General features: G+C 61.4%; 18 protein-coding genes. 5 read left to right on the top strand and 13 right to left on the bottom strand.

The genetic code is table 11. The features are described 5' to 3' along the window. Nucleotides 1-6: 6 nt before the first annotated feature. The gene (locus tag DSM110093_RS11565; protein ID WP_243265219.1) at nucleotides 7-1,425 is read right to left on the bottom strand and encodes an amidase family protein; all 1,419 of its coding nucleotides are present in this window, start codon (nucleotides 1,423-1,425) and stop codon (nucleotides 7-9) included. A 411-nt stretch (nucleotides 1,426-1,836) separates the two neighbouring features. Here DSM110093_RS11565 and DSM110093_RS11560 point away from each other — a divergent pair, with 411 nt between their 5' ends. The 4 genes from DSM110093_RS11560 to DSM110093_RS11545 all read left to right on the top strand — a co-directional run bounded on the left by DSM110093_RS11560 (nucleotide 1,837) and on the right by DSM110093_RS11545 (nucleotide 5,758). Beyond that, nucleotides 1,837-2,898, top strand: a complete 1,062-nt coding sequence (locus DSM110093_RS11560; RefSeq protein WP_243265217.1) for an extracellular solute-binding protein — start codon at nucleotides 1,837-1,839, stop codon at nucleotides 2,896-2,898. 61 nt (nucleotides 2,899-2,959) lie between these two features. Then, nucleotides 2,960-4,045 carry an ABC transporter ATP-binding protein gene (locus DSM110093_RS11555; protein WP_243265216.1) on the top strand — a complete coding sequence of 362 codons (1,086 nt, stop codon included), beginning with the start codon at nucleotides 2,960-2,962 and terminating at the stop codon, nucleotides 4,043-4,045. After that, complete coding sequence (locus DSM110093_RS11550) at nucleotides 4,045-4,902, top strand: ABC transporter permease (protein WP_243265214.1); 858 nt, start codon at nucleotides 4,045-4,047, stop codon at nucleotides 4,900-4,902. The genes DSM110093_RS11555 and DSM110093_RS11550 overlap by 1 nt, the downstream gene beginning before the upstream one ends. A gap of 4 nt (nucleotides 4,903-4,906) precedes the next feature. After that, nucleotides 4,907-5,758 carry an ABC transporter permease gene (locus DSM110093_RS11545; protein WP_243265212.1) on the top strand — a complete coding sequence of 284 codons (852 nt, stop codon included), beginning with the start codon at nucleotides 4,907-4,909 and terminating at the stop codon, nucleotides 5,756-5,758. A gap of 38 nt (nucleotides 5,759-5,796) precedes the next feature. Here DSM110093_RS11545 and DSM110093_RS11540 read toward each other — a convergent pair whose 3' ends face one another. The 5 genes from DSM110093_RS11540 to DSM110093_RS11520 form a co-directional block, all read right to left on the bottom strand. After that, on the bottom strand, nucleotides 5,797-6,363 hold the full coding sequence (locus DSM110093_RS11540; RefSeq protein WP_243265211.1) for a poly-gamma-glutamate hydrolase family protein: 567 nt from the start codon (nucleotides 6,361-6,363) through the stop codon (nucleotides 5,797-5,799). Between the two features lie 30 nt (nucleotides 6,364-6,393). Continuing rightward, nucleotides 6,394-7,329: a class II glutamine amidotransferase gene (locus DSM110093_RS11535; RefSeq protein WP_243265210.1), complete on the bottom strand. Its 936-nt coding sequence runs from the start codon at nucleotides 7,327-7,329 to the stop codon at nucleotides 6,394-6,396. A 161-nt stretch (nucleotides 7,330-7,490) separates the two neighbouring features. Beyond that, nucleotides 7,491-7,778, bottom strand: a complete 288-nt coding sequence (locus DSM110093_RS11530; protein WP_243265209.1) for an SH3 domain-containing protein — start codon at nucleotides 7,776-7,778, stop codon at nucleotides 7,491-7,493. A gap of 61 nt (nucleotides 7,779-7,839) precedes the next feature. Continuing rightward, nucleotides 7,840-8,121 (bottom strand): hypothetical protein, encoded by a 282-nt coding sequence (locus tag DSM110093_RS11525; protein ID WP_243265208.1) that lies wholly within the window; start codon nucleotides 8,119-8,121, stop codon nucleotides 7,840-7,842. 23 nt (nucleotides 8,122-8,144) lie between these two features. Then, the gene (locus DSM110093_RS11520) at nucleotides 8,145-9,293 is read right to left on the bottom strand and encodes an alpha-D-ribose 1-methylphosphonate 5-triphosphate diphosphatase (RefSeq protein ID WP_243265207.1); all 1,149 of its coding nucleotides are present in this window, start codon (nucleotides 9,291-9,293) and stop codon (nucleotides 8,145-8,147) included. Nucleotides 9,294-9,340: 47 nt separating this feature from the next. Here DSM110093_RS11520 and DSM110093_RS11515 point away from each other — a divergent pair, with 47 nt between their 5' ends. Then, complete coding sequence (locus DSM110093_RS11515) at nucleotides 9,341-10,018, top strand: DUF1045 domain-containing protein (RefSeq protein ID WP_243265206.1); 678 nt, start codon at nucleotides 9,341-9,343, stop codon at nucleotides 10,016-10,018. Here DSM110093_RS11515 and phnN read toward each other — a convergent pair. The 7 genes from phnN to phnG form a co-directional block, all read right to left on the bottom strand. Next, entirely contained in the window at nucleotides 9,994-10,542 is a 549-nt protein-coding gene (phnN, locus tag DSM110093_RS11510; RefSeq protein ID WP_243265205.1) for a phosphonate metabolism protein/1,5-bisphosphokinase (PRPP-forming) PhnN, read from the bottom strand. The genes DSM110093_RS11515 and phnN overlap by 25 nt on opposite strands. After that, on the bottom strand, nucleotides 10,539-11,222 hold the full coding sequence (phnL, locus tag DSM110093_RS11505) for a phosphonate C-P lyase system protein PhnL (protein WP_243265204.1): 684 nt from the start codon (nucleotides 11,220-11,222) through the stop codon (nucleotides 10,539-10,541). Before phnL ends, phnN begins: the two co-directional genes overlap by 4 nt. 71 nt (nucleotides 11,223-11,293) lie before the next feature. Next, nucleotides 11,294-12,064 (bottom strand): phosphonate C-P lyase system protein PhnK, encoded by a 771-nt coding sequence (phnK, locus tag DSM110093_RS11500; RefSeq protein WP_243265203.1) that lies wholly within the window; start codon nucleotides 12,062-12,064, stop codon nucleotides 11,294-11,296. After that, a complete protein-coding gene (locus DSM110093_RS11495; protein WP_243267724.1) occupies nucleotides 12,061-12,930 on the bottom strand; it encodes an alpha-D-ribose 1-methylphosphonate 5-phosphate C-P-lyase PhnJ in 870 nt (289 codons plus the stop codon). The genes phnK and DSM110093_RS11495 overlap by 4 nt, the downstream gene beginning before the upstream one ends. A 47-nt stretch (nucleotides 12,931-12,977) precedes the next feature. Next, entirely contained in the window at nucleotides 12,978-14,078 is a 1,101-nt protein-coding gene (locus DSM110093_RS11490) for a carbon-phosphorus lyase complex subunit PhnI (RefSeq protein WP_243265202.1), read from the bottom strand. Beyond that, complete coding sequence (phnH, locus tag DSM110093_RS11485; protein ID WP_243265201.1) at nucleotides 14,078-14,638, bottom strand: phosphonate C-P lyase system protein PhnH; 561 nt, start codon at nucleotides 14,636-14,638, stop codon at nucleotides 14,078-14,080. Before phnH ends, DSM110093_RS11490 begins: the two co-directional genes overlap by 1 nt. Further along, nucleotides 14,638-15,096, bottom strand: a complete 459-nt coding sequence (gene phnG / locus DSM110093_RS11480; RefSeq protein WP_243265199.1) for a phosphonate C-P lyase system protein PhnG — start codon at nucleotides 15,094-15,096, stop codon at nucleotides 14,638-14,640. Before phnG ends, phnH begins: the two co-directional genes overlap by 1 nt. Nucleotides 15,097-15,138 lie beyond the last annotated feature (42 nt).

Genomic DNA, 15,138 nt, shown 5'->3' with positions numbered 1-15,138 from the left:
GAACTCTTACCTATCCCACAAAGCCCCGCAAACTGGCGGAATCTCCTTCTCGATCGCCTGCATCGCGTCGACGATCAGATCCTCGCGCCAGCGACGGCCGGCGATTTGCACCCCGATGGGCTGGGGGCCGCTGGCCAGCCGCGCGATATGCGTTGGAATGTTGCCAGCAGGCAGCCCAGTAAAGTTCATGATGAACGACCAATGCGCCTTGCCCAATACCTCACGCACACCTTCTGGACCCTCCGTATCGCGGCCAGCCGTAAAGAACGGCGCCAGCAGGAATGGGGTCAGGATCAAGGGGTAATCCTCAAGAAACAGCGACCATTCGCGGGCATAATGCGTGCGTTTGGCAATCATTTCCAGTTGCTGTGTCCCCTCGAAAGGCGGGAATTCCGCATAGTAGGCATCGAAGATCGCATTCACTTCGTCAGATCCGTGGGCGCGAATATCCGGGCCCATGAGGGCTTGAACTTCGCCCAATAACGCGCGGTATCCAACTTCGCCGGTCTCGCTCGCAAGGGGCGGGTCGACCTCTTCGACGGCGTAGCCTGCATTTGACAGGGCGGATGCCGCATTATCAAGCGCCGTGGCCACATCACCGTGCAGGCCAAACCCGAAATCTTCGCGGGTGACGGCGACACGGATCGGGCCGTCTATCGGTGCGCCACGCCAAGGCAGCGGCACATGGAACGGGTCGCGCGCGTCTGGCGTGATCAGGGAGGGCATCGAGAGGTGCAGGTCAGATGCAGTTCTTGCGATAAGCCCTTGAACCGACATGGATTGTGCCAAAAATCCCCGCTCTGCCTTTTGGCTGGGGTTCCACGCAGGCACCCGTCCCAATCCGGGTTTCACTGTGACCGCGCCATTTGCCGAAGCCGGAAAGCGTAGCGAACCGCCAATGTCGTTGCCATGGGCAAGTGCGCCGATCCCGGCCATCACGGCCGATCCGGCACCGCCCGAAGAGCCGCCCGCCGACAGATGCCGGCCCCATGGGTTGTAGGTGCGCCCATAAAGTGGGTTGTCCGTGTCCGCACGGAAGGAAAATTCAGGCGTGTTGGTGCGCCCGATGATGATCGCGCCTGCGTCTTTCAGGTTGCGAACCAGCGGCGCATCCTCGGGCGCAATTAGGTCTTTGAACGCTGGAACACCGTTGCTGGTGGCATGGCCCTTTTGGTCAACGTTAATTTTGATGGTGACCGGAACGCCGTGGAGCGCTCCTTTGGGCGCGCTGCTGGCGTCCAAAGCGCTGGCCGCTGCCCGTGCTTCGTCAGCAAGGTCTTCGACAACCGCGTTCAGGTCTGGATTGACCTCATTCATACGTGCGATCGCCGCCTCGGTGGCGTCACTGGCCGAGATTGTGCCTGCCCGGGTGGCCGCTGAGATTTCGCTGGCGCTCCATTGCCAAAGCGGTTTGCTGTCGGTCATTCCGGTTCCTTCCGTTCTATTTCATGCCCAACCAAGGCGGGGCCTTAAGTCGTGATGCGGCGACCTTCACAGGAAAAAACATAGCAAGGCAAGTAGTTTCGCCATGCGACGCGCCATAGGACAAATACGCATTGTCAGCCTGCCGCACTGGCGGTTTGGCGTGCTAAAACTGCAAAGACAAGTCCGCCCAGCGTGATCCTATCGCACGGCGCTGCGCATGCCGATTGATCTGCCAATTTCTAAGTCGCGCTGATGCCAACCCTGCCAAAACAAAAGGCAATTGCCAGTATTGTCACAAAAGTTTTGCATTCTCAGGCGACAAGGAGGCATGCTGCGCCGAAGTATAAATTGACCAACTGGTCTAACGCGCGCATTCTGCCGACAATGAGTACACTAGAAAGAGGATTTCCCATGACACGAACCATTCTGCTGGCCGGCACCATGCTGGCGGGGCTTGCCTCCGTGGCCCAAGCCGACACGCTGCGTCTTTTGACATGGGGCGGCTACGCACCTGAGGACGTGGTCGCGAAATTTGAAGAAGAGACCGGCCATACCGTCGAAGTCACGAAATCCAACAATGAAGAGATGATCGCCAAGCTGCGCGCCACGGGCGGCGGTGGTTTTGACCTCGCTCAGCCTTCGCAAGACCGCATCATGGGCCCGCAGATGGAATTTGGCATCTACAAGCCGATTGACGTCTCCAAGCTGAACAAAGAGCTTTTCATCCCCTCCATGCTTGATGCGACGATGGGCAACACCACCGTGAACGGCGACGTCTATGGCGTGCCGCATGTCTGGGGCACCTCCGGTCTGGTGATGAACACCGCCGAAGCGGGTGACACGGTCAAGGATTACACCGACCTCTGCGCGCCGGAAGTGGCGGGTAAGGTTTCTTACCGCCTCAAGCGTCCCACCCTGATCGGTTTCGCCTTCGCCATGGGCGAAGACCCCTTTGCCGCCTATGGCGACGAAGCCAAATATGCCGAGATCATGGGCAAGGTCGAAGCCAAGCTGATCGAGTGCAAAGAGAACGTCAAAACCTATTGGGGTGGCGGTGATGAGCTGATGAACCTGCTGCGCTCGGGCGAGGTGACCGCGTCGATGGCATGGGACACCGGCGGCTGGAAGCTGAACGACGACAACGCTGACCTGACCTTCGTGGCCCCGACCTCGGGCGCTTTGGGCTGGATCGACACCTTCGTTCTGCCCGCCAAAGGGCAGGCCGACGATGTGGCCTATGAGTGGATCAACTTTGTCATGCAGCCCGAAGTCGCGGCGATGATCACCGCAGCGGCGGGCAACTTCACCGCCTCCGCAGGCGCAGATGAGTTCGCCGAAGACAGCCTGAAAGCCAAGTATCAGGCCAGCTTCCCGCAAGAGGCGATCGACAACATCAAATGGTATCCGCCAGTGCCTGCCGGTCTGGAAACAATCGAAGGCGAAGTGCTGGACCGCGTCCAAGCTGCCAACTGATAACTGACCCTACGAGCGGCACCCTCATTTCGGGGGTGTCGCATCTTTATACGGAATTCACATGACCCCAGATCTGGAATGCGTCGACCTCGTTAAGCGGTTCGGCGATACCACCGCTGTTAATAACGTCTCCTTCACGGTGCCGCCCGGCAGTTTCTTTTCCATCCTCGGGCCTTCGGGCTGCGGCAAGACGACGATCATGCGGATGATCGCGGGGTTTCTCGACCCCACCTCTGGTGACATTCGGATCAAGGGCGGATCGGTGCTCGATACGCCGCCGAACAAACGGCCCGTGAATATGGTGTTCCAGCATCTGGCGCTTTTCCCGATGATGACGATTGCCGAGAATATCGGCTACGGGCTGCGCCGCCGCGGCATGCCCAAGGCCGAGATCGCGCACAAAGTCGATGAGGCGCTCGACCGGATCGGCCTGCCGGGGATCGGCGCGCGCAAGACGGATGAGCTTTCGGGCGGTCAGAAACAGCGGGTCGCCATCGCGCGCTGCATGGTGTTGGAGCCTGACGTGCTGCTGCTGGATGAGCCGCTGGGCGCGCTGGACCTCAAGCTGCGCGAACATATGAAGGTTGAGTTGAAGGCCCTGCAAGCCGCCTTTGACACGACATTCGTCTATATCACCCACGACCAATCAGAAGCGCTGGTGATGTCTGACCAGATCGCCGTGATGAGCAATGGCCAGTTTGAGCAGGTCGGTAAGGGGCAAGACCTCTACTACCGCCCCCAGACGCCATTCGTCGCCGGTTTCATCGGAGAGTCGAACCGCTGGAAGGGCAAGATTGAGCGGGTGGAGGGCGATGCGCTGCAACTGCGCACCGACAGTGGGCTCGCGATGCGGGCCACCGGCGCGGGTATTGCCCAAGGCGCGCGGGCCGAGATTTTCGTGCGGCCCGAATCCATTCGGCTTGCCGCCAGCGCCGATGCGCTTGCAGGCTTTGACAATCAACTGACGGGCACGGTGACGAGCCTGCTGTTCAACGGCGCAGCTTCGCGCGTGTTGGTACAGGACGATGTTGGTGAGACGCTCGAAGTCACGCTGCCGCAATCAGGTGAATTCTCAAGTCTGAAACGTGGCGATGCGGTGCATATCGGCTGGGGCGCGGGGCAGGCGACCTGCTTTGGGGCCGCCTGATGCGCAGCCAATCCCGCATTACATTCTACCTGCTGCTGACGCCTTTGGTGCTGTGGCTGGGGCTTTTGATCATCATCCCGCATATCGACATGCTGCTGATCTCGCTGCGCGAACGGATCAGTTTTGGCGTCTATGAAACCAGTCTGGCACAATATGAAAAGGCGCTGACCGAACCGCTCTATCTGCGCACGTTTTGGCGCACGGCGGTGATGTCGGTGCTGGCAACCGCGCTGACGCTGCTGATCGCCTTCCCGGTGTCTTATTACATCGCCAAGATGGCGAAGGGGCGCTTGCAGCAGGTGCTTTTCCTGCTCTGCCTGATCCCGTTCTACGTCTCTGAACTGGTGCGCACCTTCGGCTGGATGATCCTGCTGCGCGAGACCGGTCTCGTCTCGAACCTGCTGCAATGGATGGGTCTGGTGGATCGCCCGGTTGAGATGCTTTATACTGATGCCACGATGATGGTGGGGCTGGTCTATACCTCCATGCTCTTCATGGTGGTGCCGCTTGTCACCACGCTGGAAAGCCTCGACGACAGTGTGATTGAGGCGGGCTATGATCTGGGCGGCAGCGGGCTTTCCGTCCTGCGTGAGATCATCATCCCCCACGCCATGCCCGGCATCGTTTCGGGCTGCATCGTGGTCTTTATGCTGAGCTTGGGCAACTACCTGACGCCGACAATGCTGGGCGGCAAGGACAGCCTGTGGTTCACCGAAATGATCTATAATCAGTTCATCGTACGCTCCAATTGGGAGCTTGGCGCCGCCTTTGGCTTTATGCTTTTGGTGCTGTCCTCGGTGATCGTCTGGGGCATGCTCTGGCTGACGGGCCGGACCCTCAAGGAAACGATGGGGTGATCCAATGATCCCGACAATCCCGCAATCGCGCAGCTTTCGCATCCTCTATGGTGGCTATGTGGCGCTGTTCTTTCTCTATCTGGCTTTGCCGTTGACCGTGGTGGCGGTATTCGCCTTCAACGACAGCCAGTTCCCCTCCCTCCCGTGGGAGGGGTTCACGTGGAATTGGTTCTTTGGCGCGGAGCGTCCGCAGATCGGCGTCTTTCATGAACGCGGCATCCTGCGGTCGGTGGGCACATCGGCATTCGTGGCGCTTTGCGTGGCGGTCATGTCGGTTTGCGTTGGCACGACGAACGCCTTTCTGTTCAACCGCTATGAGTTTCGCGGCAAGGGGTTTCTCTATGTGCTGATGCTGCTGCCGCTAGTGATCCCCGGCATCGTGCTGGGCATCTCGGTGCTGGTGTTCTCATCCACGCTGGCCAACGGCGTCTGGGACATGGCGCAGATCGACATTCAGGCGCTGCGCCCCGGTCTGCTTTTGGTGATCTTGGGGCAGTTCAGCTTTATCACCACCATCGCCACGCTCGTCATCTCGGCTCGCTTGCAAAAGTTTGACCGCACGTTGGAAGAGGCGGCGCTGAACCTTGGCGCGGATCGTTTGACGGCGGTGCGCACGATCACCCTGCCGTTCCTTGCACCCGCGATGATTGGGGCGGTCGTTGTGGCGTTTCTCATGAGCTTTGAGAACTTCAACACAACGCTGATGCTCGTGGGCTCTGACGCGCCGCTGACCATCGCCATGTTCGATCGGTTGAAAGAAGGCTCAACCCCGTTGCTGAACGCCGTGTCGCTGTTGTTGATGCTGGGCTCATCCCTTTTGGCGCTGATGCTGATCCTGTTTCAAAAACGCGGATGATAATAGGGCAGGCCCGCGCTGGGCCTGCCGCTCTCTGGTCACAGCGTCTGCCTTACCGCTCGACTGAAGCTCTCTAATAGGTCGGGGTCTTCGGCAAGCGTGCGCCGCAGCGACCGCGGCAGTTCTAGCTGAACGCCTTCGCCTGTGCGGGTTCGGTTGCAGATGTTCGTCTCATGCAAGCCGGGCAGGGTGGTGTTGGGCGCCGCGTCAAACCCCGCGTCGCGCAAAGCCACGCCGATGGCATCACGTAGCGCCTCGGCACGCCCACCAAGCCAGACCGTTTCGGTGCCATCATCCCTGCGCCCATGGATCGCCACGGCCACCGTCGCCTCCGCCACAAGCTCCAACGCCTGCGGCTCGTCAAAGCGGTGCGAGGTGATGTGGAAATCCCCATGCGCCCCGGCCTTCAGCGCCTCGAACAGATAGTAGGAATAGTCGCCCCCCGCGATTGCCTCAGCGATCAGCGAAGTCTCAGGCTCAATCGTGCCGCCGTGAGGTGCTAGAATGATCACCGCGCTTTGCCGATCCTCCGCGCGTATCTGGTAATCATCATCGCGCGCCATTTCGGCAGAGAGGTCGGCATAGTTCTGGAAACGATCCGTCATCAAATGGCTCCTATCGGCTGGGGAAGGCGATCAAACGTCGAGCTTGCGCACCTTTTTGGCAATGCGCCCGTCTTTACGCTCAAGAAACACGATCTCTCCGAAATTGATGCTTTGCCACGCGTCCCCGTCCTCGGTCAGCGGCTCAGAGGCAAAGATCGCCGATGTGGCTTCGCCTTCGGGGCAGGCGTCTACCTTGTAGGAATTGGCGTAATCCTGAAAGTTCGTCCCTGTTAGCACATAGACCGGCTCAAGCAGCATAGACAGATGCAAGTCTTCGTCGCGCAACTTCTTCCAATCGCCGTTCACATCCGTCTCGCCTTGATGGCCGCAGCCATAGTTCACGCCAATGATCCGATCCGAACTGACCAACGAGATCTTGAGCTTGGTCAGCGACGCGAGATCAAGTTTTCGCGCCGCTTCGCAGATCACCTTGAGCAGTTTCTCAAACCCGCGCTGCACATCGTCATCGCTGTCGCCCTCCAGCAATGAAAGCAGCAACACATAGAGAAATTCCGTATCCGTCGTGCCGCGCATCTGGGTGAGGTATCGATCCTTGCAATGCTGCAGAAGCTCGCGCTGCAACTGCCGCCAATGGGGCAGGGCGCCGTTCTGGGCAATGATCCACGGCGTATGTTCAAAGGAAAACGGATGACAATTCTCATCGGCCTGTACGACGCTGGCATCATAAGACGCCGCGCGGATATGCGAGAGCATCGTATGCGCCTGCAGGCTGGGGATTAGGGTCTTGGCGTTGTCGTCGTGAAAGGCCGCCTTGGGCCGATGGTACAGCAGCGGCGCATCGGGTTTCAGCAGATGTTCGCTCCATGCGGCAAAACCCCATCCTGCCAGTTGCAGACTTGGGTGAAGTTCCGGATCAAGGCTTTGGTTCAGCAGAGAGTTTTCAGGAGCAAGGAGCAGCGACTCGATTGGTAGTTCGGGTCCGATATAGGCGAGGAAGCGGCACATATTTGTCCTTACTCTAGAGAGGTTTCACTGACTTTCACAAATGGTGTGAAGCCCTCAGATAGAGTGAAGTGCCGGTAAATCTAGCCTAGCGTCAGACAGCAGCGCCGCAGGGCCATTTGAAAGGGAGGGGGGGCGCGCGCCGCCCCGCTCCGGTTTTCGCCTCAGATATCCGAGATATAATCAGCCGAGACATAGCCCCGTACCTCTGGCGCATCGGCCAAGGACACACGGCACCAAAGCTGGCCAATCTCGGTCACGCAATCGCGGCGGTTTAGGATGGTGCCATCAGGCAGCCCCATGATGACCCCAAAGTCGAGCCCGGGGCCGCTGCGCAGTTTCAAAAGCTCATCCGGCCCGGTGCGGTGCACCATGACCTGATCGGCGGCGATGCCCGCACAGCCTGCGACGAACGTAAGGGTGGAAACGGTAGCGAATGTGATCCTGCGCATGATCTGCCTCTCTTTGATTTTTGTCTGTCATAGATCGAAAACCGGCCTGATCCTAGCCGCCTTATGCCGCGCTTTCCCCACATCGTGCGGGCACGCCTGTACCAGATTGCTTATCATTAGGTTTCATCAAGCTGACAAAGCGCGTCACGTCTGCGTCACCTTCGGCGTATTCTTGCGGAGTGGCGCCTGAGGTGATGATGATCGCGATCTCTAGTTCCAACTGCCTGACCTGCTGCACAACAATGTCGCTGACCATGATGTCAAACCACTTCTGCGCGGGGCAGCGTTGGGCGGCGCTGATACCGAACGGCCTGACGGCACCCGCCAAAATCGGCGGATGCACGTTGCGTAGAAACTCCGCACTGCTTAGGCCACCCGATTGCCCATCGCATAGACCGAACGGAGGATCGGCGCGTCTTTCATCACCTCAAAATCGATCAGATCGGCCCGCATCCCAAGGGCAATCTCTCCCCGGTCGGTCAGCCCCACGTGATGTGCGGGCGTGCGGGTGACGGTCGCCAGTCCCCGTGCCATATCACCCCAAAGCTCACCCAGTTGCACCGCACCCAATAGCAGCGCGGCAGGCACGTAATCCGATGATAGGATGTCCAGCAGATCCCACTCGGCCAATTCCTTTGCCGCCACATTGCCCGAATGCGATCCGCCGCGCACGAGGTTGGGCGCACCCATGATCGTGGCGATGTCTTGGGCATGGCAGGCCTCTGCCGCTTCGCGGGTGGTGGGGAATTCGGCCAGTCGCACGCCGTGGCCGTGGCTGGTGGCCACCTGTTCTGCCGTGGTGTCATCATGGCTCGCTAGTGCCGCGCCGTAATGCGCGGCTGCTGCTACCGCTGCCGCCTCATGTTTCGCGCCCAGCCGTTCTTGCAGCCCGTGCAGAAAGGTGACGTAATCGCCAAAATCCTCACGCGGCAGACCGTTCTTGCCGCAGACGTAATCCTCGAATTTTTGCACATCGCGGAATTGCCGCTGGCCGGGGGTGTGGTCCATCAAGCTGACGATGCCGACCTTATCCTCGGGGCCAAATTCAGCCAGTTCCTCTACCAGCGTTTCCGAACAGATCTCGGCCCGCAGGTGGATATGGTGGCTGATCGCCAGCGCGCCACTTTCGCGCATCATCAGGATTTCATCGGCCATTCCGCGGGCGTATTTGCCATAGCGTTTGCGCCCGTCGTCCGACACGATCGACCCCACCCGGATCGCGTCGAACACCGTGGTGATCCCGGTGCCCGCCAACTCGCGGTCATGGGCGATGATCGCCGCGCGGTGCGGCCAGTCGACCTTGGGGCGCGGCTTCATGTGGCGTTCAAGGTTGTCGGTATGCAGTTCCACCAGACCGGGGGCGAGGTAGCGGCCTTCGCAATCGATCGCCCCCTGTGGCACGGCGGCGCCTTCGGCGATATCCGCGATCACCCCGTCGCGCAGCACCACGCTGCCTGTCATCACCGCATCGGGCAGGATCAATTTCGCATTGGCGAGAATGGTTTCTTTTGTCATGTGAACGTCACGCTTGTTGCGCATCCATGGATGCAAGGAGAAGATGAATGAAATTTGACCGCTACGCGATCTATTACACGCCGCAAGGCAGTCTGGCCGAAGCCGGAGCCGCTTGGCTGGGCTGGGATGTGGCGCACGGGCAGGCCGTGGCGCATCCCGAAGTGGCCGCGCTGGACGTGGCCTCCCTGACCGAAACACCGCGCAAATACGGGCTGCATGCGACGATCAAGCCGCCCTTTGTACTGGCCGAGGGCACATCGGCTGACGGGTTGCTGGCCGAGTTTGAGGCGCTTTGTGCGCAGCTTGCCCCCGTAACGCTGGACGGTCTCAGCCTGACCCCGCTGGGCCGCTTTCTGGCACTGACGCCCAAAGGGGACACCGCCGCGCTGAACGCTATGGCCGCCGAAGTGGTGCGCGGCCTCGACGCGTTCCGCGCGCCCCCTTCCGAAGCCGATCTGGCCCGCCGCCGCCAAGCCAACCTGACGCTTGCACAAGAGGCGAACCTCAACAAATGGGGCTATCCATACGTCTTGGACGCTTTCCGCTTCCACATTACCCTCACCAGCAAGCTGCCCAAAGCCGACCTGCCGCAGGTCACCGCGGCGCTTGCGCCCTATATCACGACGCATCTGCCGCAGCCCTTTGTGCTGAGCAGCCTGACGCTGGTAGGGCAAGCCGAAGACGGTATGTTCCACGAAGTTCACCGCGCCGCCCTCTCGGGATAGAGCGCGGCCACCGCCTGCGCCACGGTTTGCTTCAGCGGGCCGGAGTTGTCGACCTCATGTGCTGCGATATGGCCGGGCAGGGCGTGTTCGGCCCGTGCCAACCGGGCGGTGATCTCGTCCTCCGTCTCGCGCCCACGGCCCCGCAGCCGTGCGGCCAACACGTCGGGCGAAGCGGTGAGCGACAGCACCTCGAACCGCGCAAACCGCAGTTTGGCCTCGGTCAGCACCCCGCGTGAGAGGTTGGCGAGCACATCGCGCCCCTCTGCCAGCGCCATTTCAACCGCGATGGGAATGCCATAATGCAGCCCATGCGCGGCCCAACTCAGGGCAAAGGCGCCATCCGCTTCGAGCCGCAGAAACTCCTCCTCGCTGATCCCGTCAAAGTCTTCGCCTCCCGCCGCGCCGGACCGTGTAATGGCGCGGCGGGCGAGGAAGAGATCGGGCAGGGTTTCGGCCAGTCCTTCCATTACACTGTCTTTGCCCACGCCGGAGGGGCCGACGACCGCGATAAAACGCCCGGTCATGCGGCCAATCCGGGGGTAAAGCTAGTCACATCCACTTCGCGGTCACAGATTTGATCGCGGGCGGCTTCGTCATGGAAGATGCCCAAGATCGCCGTGCCGCGCGCCTTGGCCTCTTCAATCAATGTCAGCACCGTGGCGCGGTTGGTGGCGTCAAGGCTCGCCGTTGGTTCATCCAGCAGCAAGACCGGGTAGGGATGCGCAAAGCCGCGCGCGATGTTCACCCGCTGCTGCTCTCCGCCCGAGAAGGTCGTGGGGCTGAGCTGCCAAAGCCGCTGCGGGATGTTGAGCTGCGCCAACAACTCTCCGGCCCGCGCCCGTGCGTCGGCTTCGCTGCTGCCCACCGCGCGCAGCGGTTCGGCCACCACGTCGAGCGTTGCCACCCGAGGCACCACCCGCAGGAACTGGCTGACATAGCCCAGCACATGGCGGCGCAACTCCAGTATCTCGCGCGGGGCGGCTTGGGCGACATCTAGATCGCCCACCATGACCCGGCCCGAAGCGGTCAGGTAATTGCCATAGATCATCCGCATCAGCGTTGATTTCCCGGCCCCCGAGGCCCCGGTCAGCGCCACGCATTCGCCGCGTGCCACGGTCAATTCACCGCCACGCATCACTGGGATCACCGCCGCACCTTGGTTGTGCAGGGTGAAGGATTTGCTCACATTTTTCACGCGTATCATGGGATCAGCCTTGTTTAACCTATTGTTAACGTTTGTAATTTGTTTCGCGTGCGAAACATTTCCCTGCACCGTCAAACCTGTAGCACGCTAGAGACCAAAAGCTGGGTATAGCCATGCTGCGGGTCGTCCAACACCTGATCGGTCAGCCCGGTTTCCACCACATGGCCGTCCTTCATCACCATCAGCCGGTCCGCCAGCAGCCGCACCACCGCCAGATCATGGGTCACGATAATGGCGCTCAGCCCCATCTCACGCACCAGGCCGCGCAGCAGGTCCAACAGCCGTGCTTGCACGCTTACGTCCAGCCCGCCGGTGGGTTCGTCCATAAACACCAGCCGTGGTCCGGTCACGAGGTTGCGGGCAATCTGCAAACGCTGCTGCATCCCGCCTGAGAAGGCCGAAGGCCGGTCGTCGATCCGGTCTTTGTTGATCTCCACCCGGCCCAGCCAATCGGTGGCGCTGGCGCGGATGTCGCCGTAATGTCGCGCGCCCACGGCCATCAGCCGCTCGCCCACATTGCCGCCTGCGCTGACGTTCATGCGCAGCCCGTCGCGGGCGTGTTGGTGCACAAAGGCCCAATCGGTGCGCGACAGCATCCGGCGTTCCGGCTCGCTCATCGTTACCGTGTCGCGCAGTCCATCGGTGCGGGTGTCGAAACGCACGGCCCCGCGATCCGGCGTCAAATGTCCGGCCAGCGTGTTCAGCAGCGTGGATTTGCCGGAGCCGCTTTCGCCGACGATGCCCATCACCTCACCGGGGTAGAGATCAAAGCTGACATCGGTACAGCCGATCCGCGCGCCATAGAATTTCGCGATGTTTTCAACTTGCAGCAAGGGGGTCATGCTACGCCCTCCAACATAGGGGCCGCATCCGCGCCGCGATGCCCGGCAGCCTGACGGGCCGCGCAATAATCGGTGTCGGAGCACATGAACAAACGCCCGCCCGCGTCATCGACGATCAACTCATCCAGATAGCTGTCCTCGGCCCCGCAAAGCCCGCAAGGATGATCCGCTTTGCTCGCCTCAAAGGGGTAATCCTCGAAATCCAGCGACACGACCTGCGTATAGGGCGGCAGCGCATAGATCCGCTGCTCGCGCCCTGCGCCAAAGAGTTGAATCGCGGCCATTTCCAGTTTCGGATTGTCGAATTTGGGGATCGGCGACGGGTCCATCACATAGCGCCCCTCGACCTTGACCGGATAGGCATAGGCCGTGGCAATCGCGCCGTGTTGGGCGATGTCCTCGTAGAGTTTCACATGCATCAGCCCATATTCCTCCAGCTCGTGCATTTTGCGGGTCTCGACCTCCGAAGGTTCAAGAAAACGCAGCGGTTCGGGGATCGGCACCTGATAGACCAGTACCTGATCTTCGCGCAGCGCCGCTTCGGGGATGCGGTGGCGGGTTTGGATGACGCTGGCCTCGGTCGTGGCTTCGGTCACCGCAACGCCAGCCGTCTTCTGAAAAAAACGGCGGATCGAGACGGCGTTGGTCGTGTCGTCCGCTCCTTGGTCGATCACCTTGAACGTATCCTCGGGCGTCAGCACGGCGGCAGACACCTGCACCCCGCCCGTGCCCCAGCCGTAGGGCATCGGCATTTCGCGGCTGGCGAAGGGCACCTGATAGCCGGGGATCGCCAGCCCTTTCAGGATCGCGCGGCGGATCATCCGTTTGGTCTGCTCATCCAGATAGGCAAAGTTGTAGTCGTTCATGCCGCTATCCTCATTCTTGTCTTGATCGCTCTGTGTCATGGCGGGGCTCATTCCGCGGCCTCCCGTGGTGCGTCTTGGGCCGCCGTCGCCTCGCGGCGCAGCTTGCGGATCAGTTCAAGTTCGGATTGGAAATCGACGTAATGGGGCAGTTTGATGTGCTCCAAGAACCCGGTCGCTTGGATGTTGTCGGCGTGATAGAGCACGAATTCCGCGTCCTGCGCAGGCGCGCCGAGGTTGTCTTCGCCCAACTCCTCCCAACGCAGTGCCCGGTCCACCAGCGCCATGGAGATCGCCTTGCGCTCGGACATGCCGAAGACCAGCCCATAGCCACGGGTGAACTGCGGCGGCTCGGTTTTGGAGCCTGTGAATTGGTTGACCGTTTCGCATTCGGTGAGCTCGACCTCGCCGATTTCAATGGCGAAACCCAGTTCGGGGATGTCCATCTCGACCGCCACTTTGCCGATGCGCAGTTCCGCGACGAAAGCGTGGTTGCGCGCATAGCCGCGCTGGGTGGAGTAGGCCATGCCGAGCACGAAACCTTCGTCGCCGCGGGTCAGCGCTTGCAGGCGCAGGTCGCGGGTGGCGGGCAGTTCCAGCGGCTCGCGGGTTAGATCGTGCGGCAGAGTCTGACTGTCCGTGTCGCGCTGCATCAGCCCTTCGCGGTCGAGGAATTCCATGATGTGCGGCGTGTCCGTAGGCGCTTCGGCCTCTGGCGCTTCGGGGGCGGGGGGCACCTCGCCATCGGCGGCCAGTTTGAAATCCAGCAGGCGGTGCGTGTAGTCGAAGGTCGGCCCCAAGACCTGCCCGCCCGGCGCATCCTTAAAGGTGGCCGAGACGCGGCGGTCGCAGGCCATGGTGCCAGTGTCCATCGGGCGCGAGGCCCCGAAACGCGGCAGGGTGGTGCGATAGGCGCGGATCAGGAAGACCGCTTCGATCAGATCGCCCCGCGCCTGTTTGATTGCCAACGCAGCAAGGTCGGGATCATAAAGCGAACCTTCGGCCATCACCCGGTTCACCGCCAGCGCCATCTGCTCGCGAATTTGCGCGACGCTGAGTTCCGGCACGTTTGTGTCGCCGCGCCGCTCTTCGGCGAGCCATGCGTGGGCGTTATCAATCGCCCGCTCGCCGCCTTTTACCGCTACATACATCAGGACACCTTTGTGCTTCGGGGCAGCGCCGCCAGACGGTCGCCGCAGGTGAAAATGAAATCCAATCCGCGCGGGAAGAGCGTCGCATTTTGCTGGAAGGCCGTGCGGTCGGGCAGCGACAGCGCAGCACTTTCTTTGATGCCGGGGCCGGAGAGGGTTGCGCCCTCGGCGCGTAGGTCATCCACCTCGACGATCAGGGTGGTGGAGCGGTCAGGGTAGGCGGCGCTGCCGAGCGGGAAGTCGCCCTGCGGCAGTTCTGCCCAAGTGCCCAAGGCGAATTGCGCGGCGCTGGCCGGGGCGAAGGGCGCGCCGGTGTGGAAGGTGATCCAGTCGCGCAGCTCGGGCCGGTCGAGGCTGGGGGCGAGGTAGAGCGGCGTTTCGGGGTCGCAGAGTGTCAGCAGGACGACCCCGGCGGCAGTGGAGAGGCCCGCAGGCGGTTCGGCCCCGGTCACGCTGTTGATCTCACCCGGTTTGGCCATGGCGTTCATCACCGCGCGAAAGGCAAAAGCGGCGTCTTTGGGCGTGTCGCGAAACCCGCCTGTCAGCGATAGGGTCTGCATCAGTCTTCTCCTCTGACCAGGGTGAAAAAGTCGACCTTGGTGGCGGCGGCCTTGGCGGCACGGCTGGCGCGGCGCTGGCCCTCGATCTCGGCCAGCGGGTCGAGTAGTTTGGCGCGGACCTCATCTGCCGCATCGCTTTGCATCAGCGCGTCCGTAAGGGCCGCTTGCAGCGCCTTGTCGCGGCTGCGGCCCTGCACATAGGCGTGGCCGTCGGGGCCATTCGCCAGCCGCACCGAACAGCGCGTGACCGACATCTCACCCATGTTAAAGGCATCGCCCACAGCCCCCATGCGACCGCGCAGCATGACGCCGCCGATCTCTGGTGCGCGGAGCAGGTCATGGGCGGGGACCGCGCCGTAGCGCGCCCAGAGCTTCGCCAGATCAGCGGCCTCGGCCCGCGCGAGCAGGCCCATCCAGGCCTGCCGATCGCTGGTCTTCTCTTTGGTTTCAACCGTCATCTAGACACCTTGTGCATTTGTCTAATTTACTATACAACTAGA

The sequence above is a fragment of the Sulfitobacter sp. DSM 110093 genome, from assembly GCF_022788715.1.
GTDB lineage: Bacteria > Pseudomonadota > Alphaproteobacteria > Rhodobacterales > Rhodobacteraceae > Sulfitobacter.
This window is presented reverse-complemented; position numbering and strand designations above follow the sequence as displayed.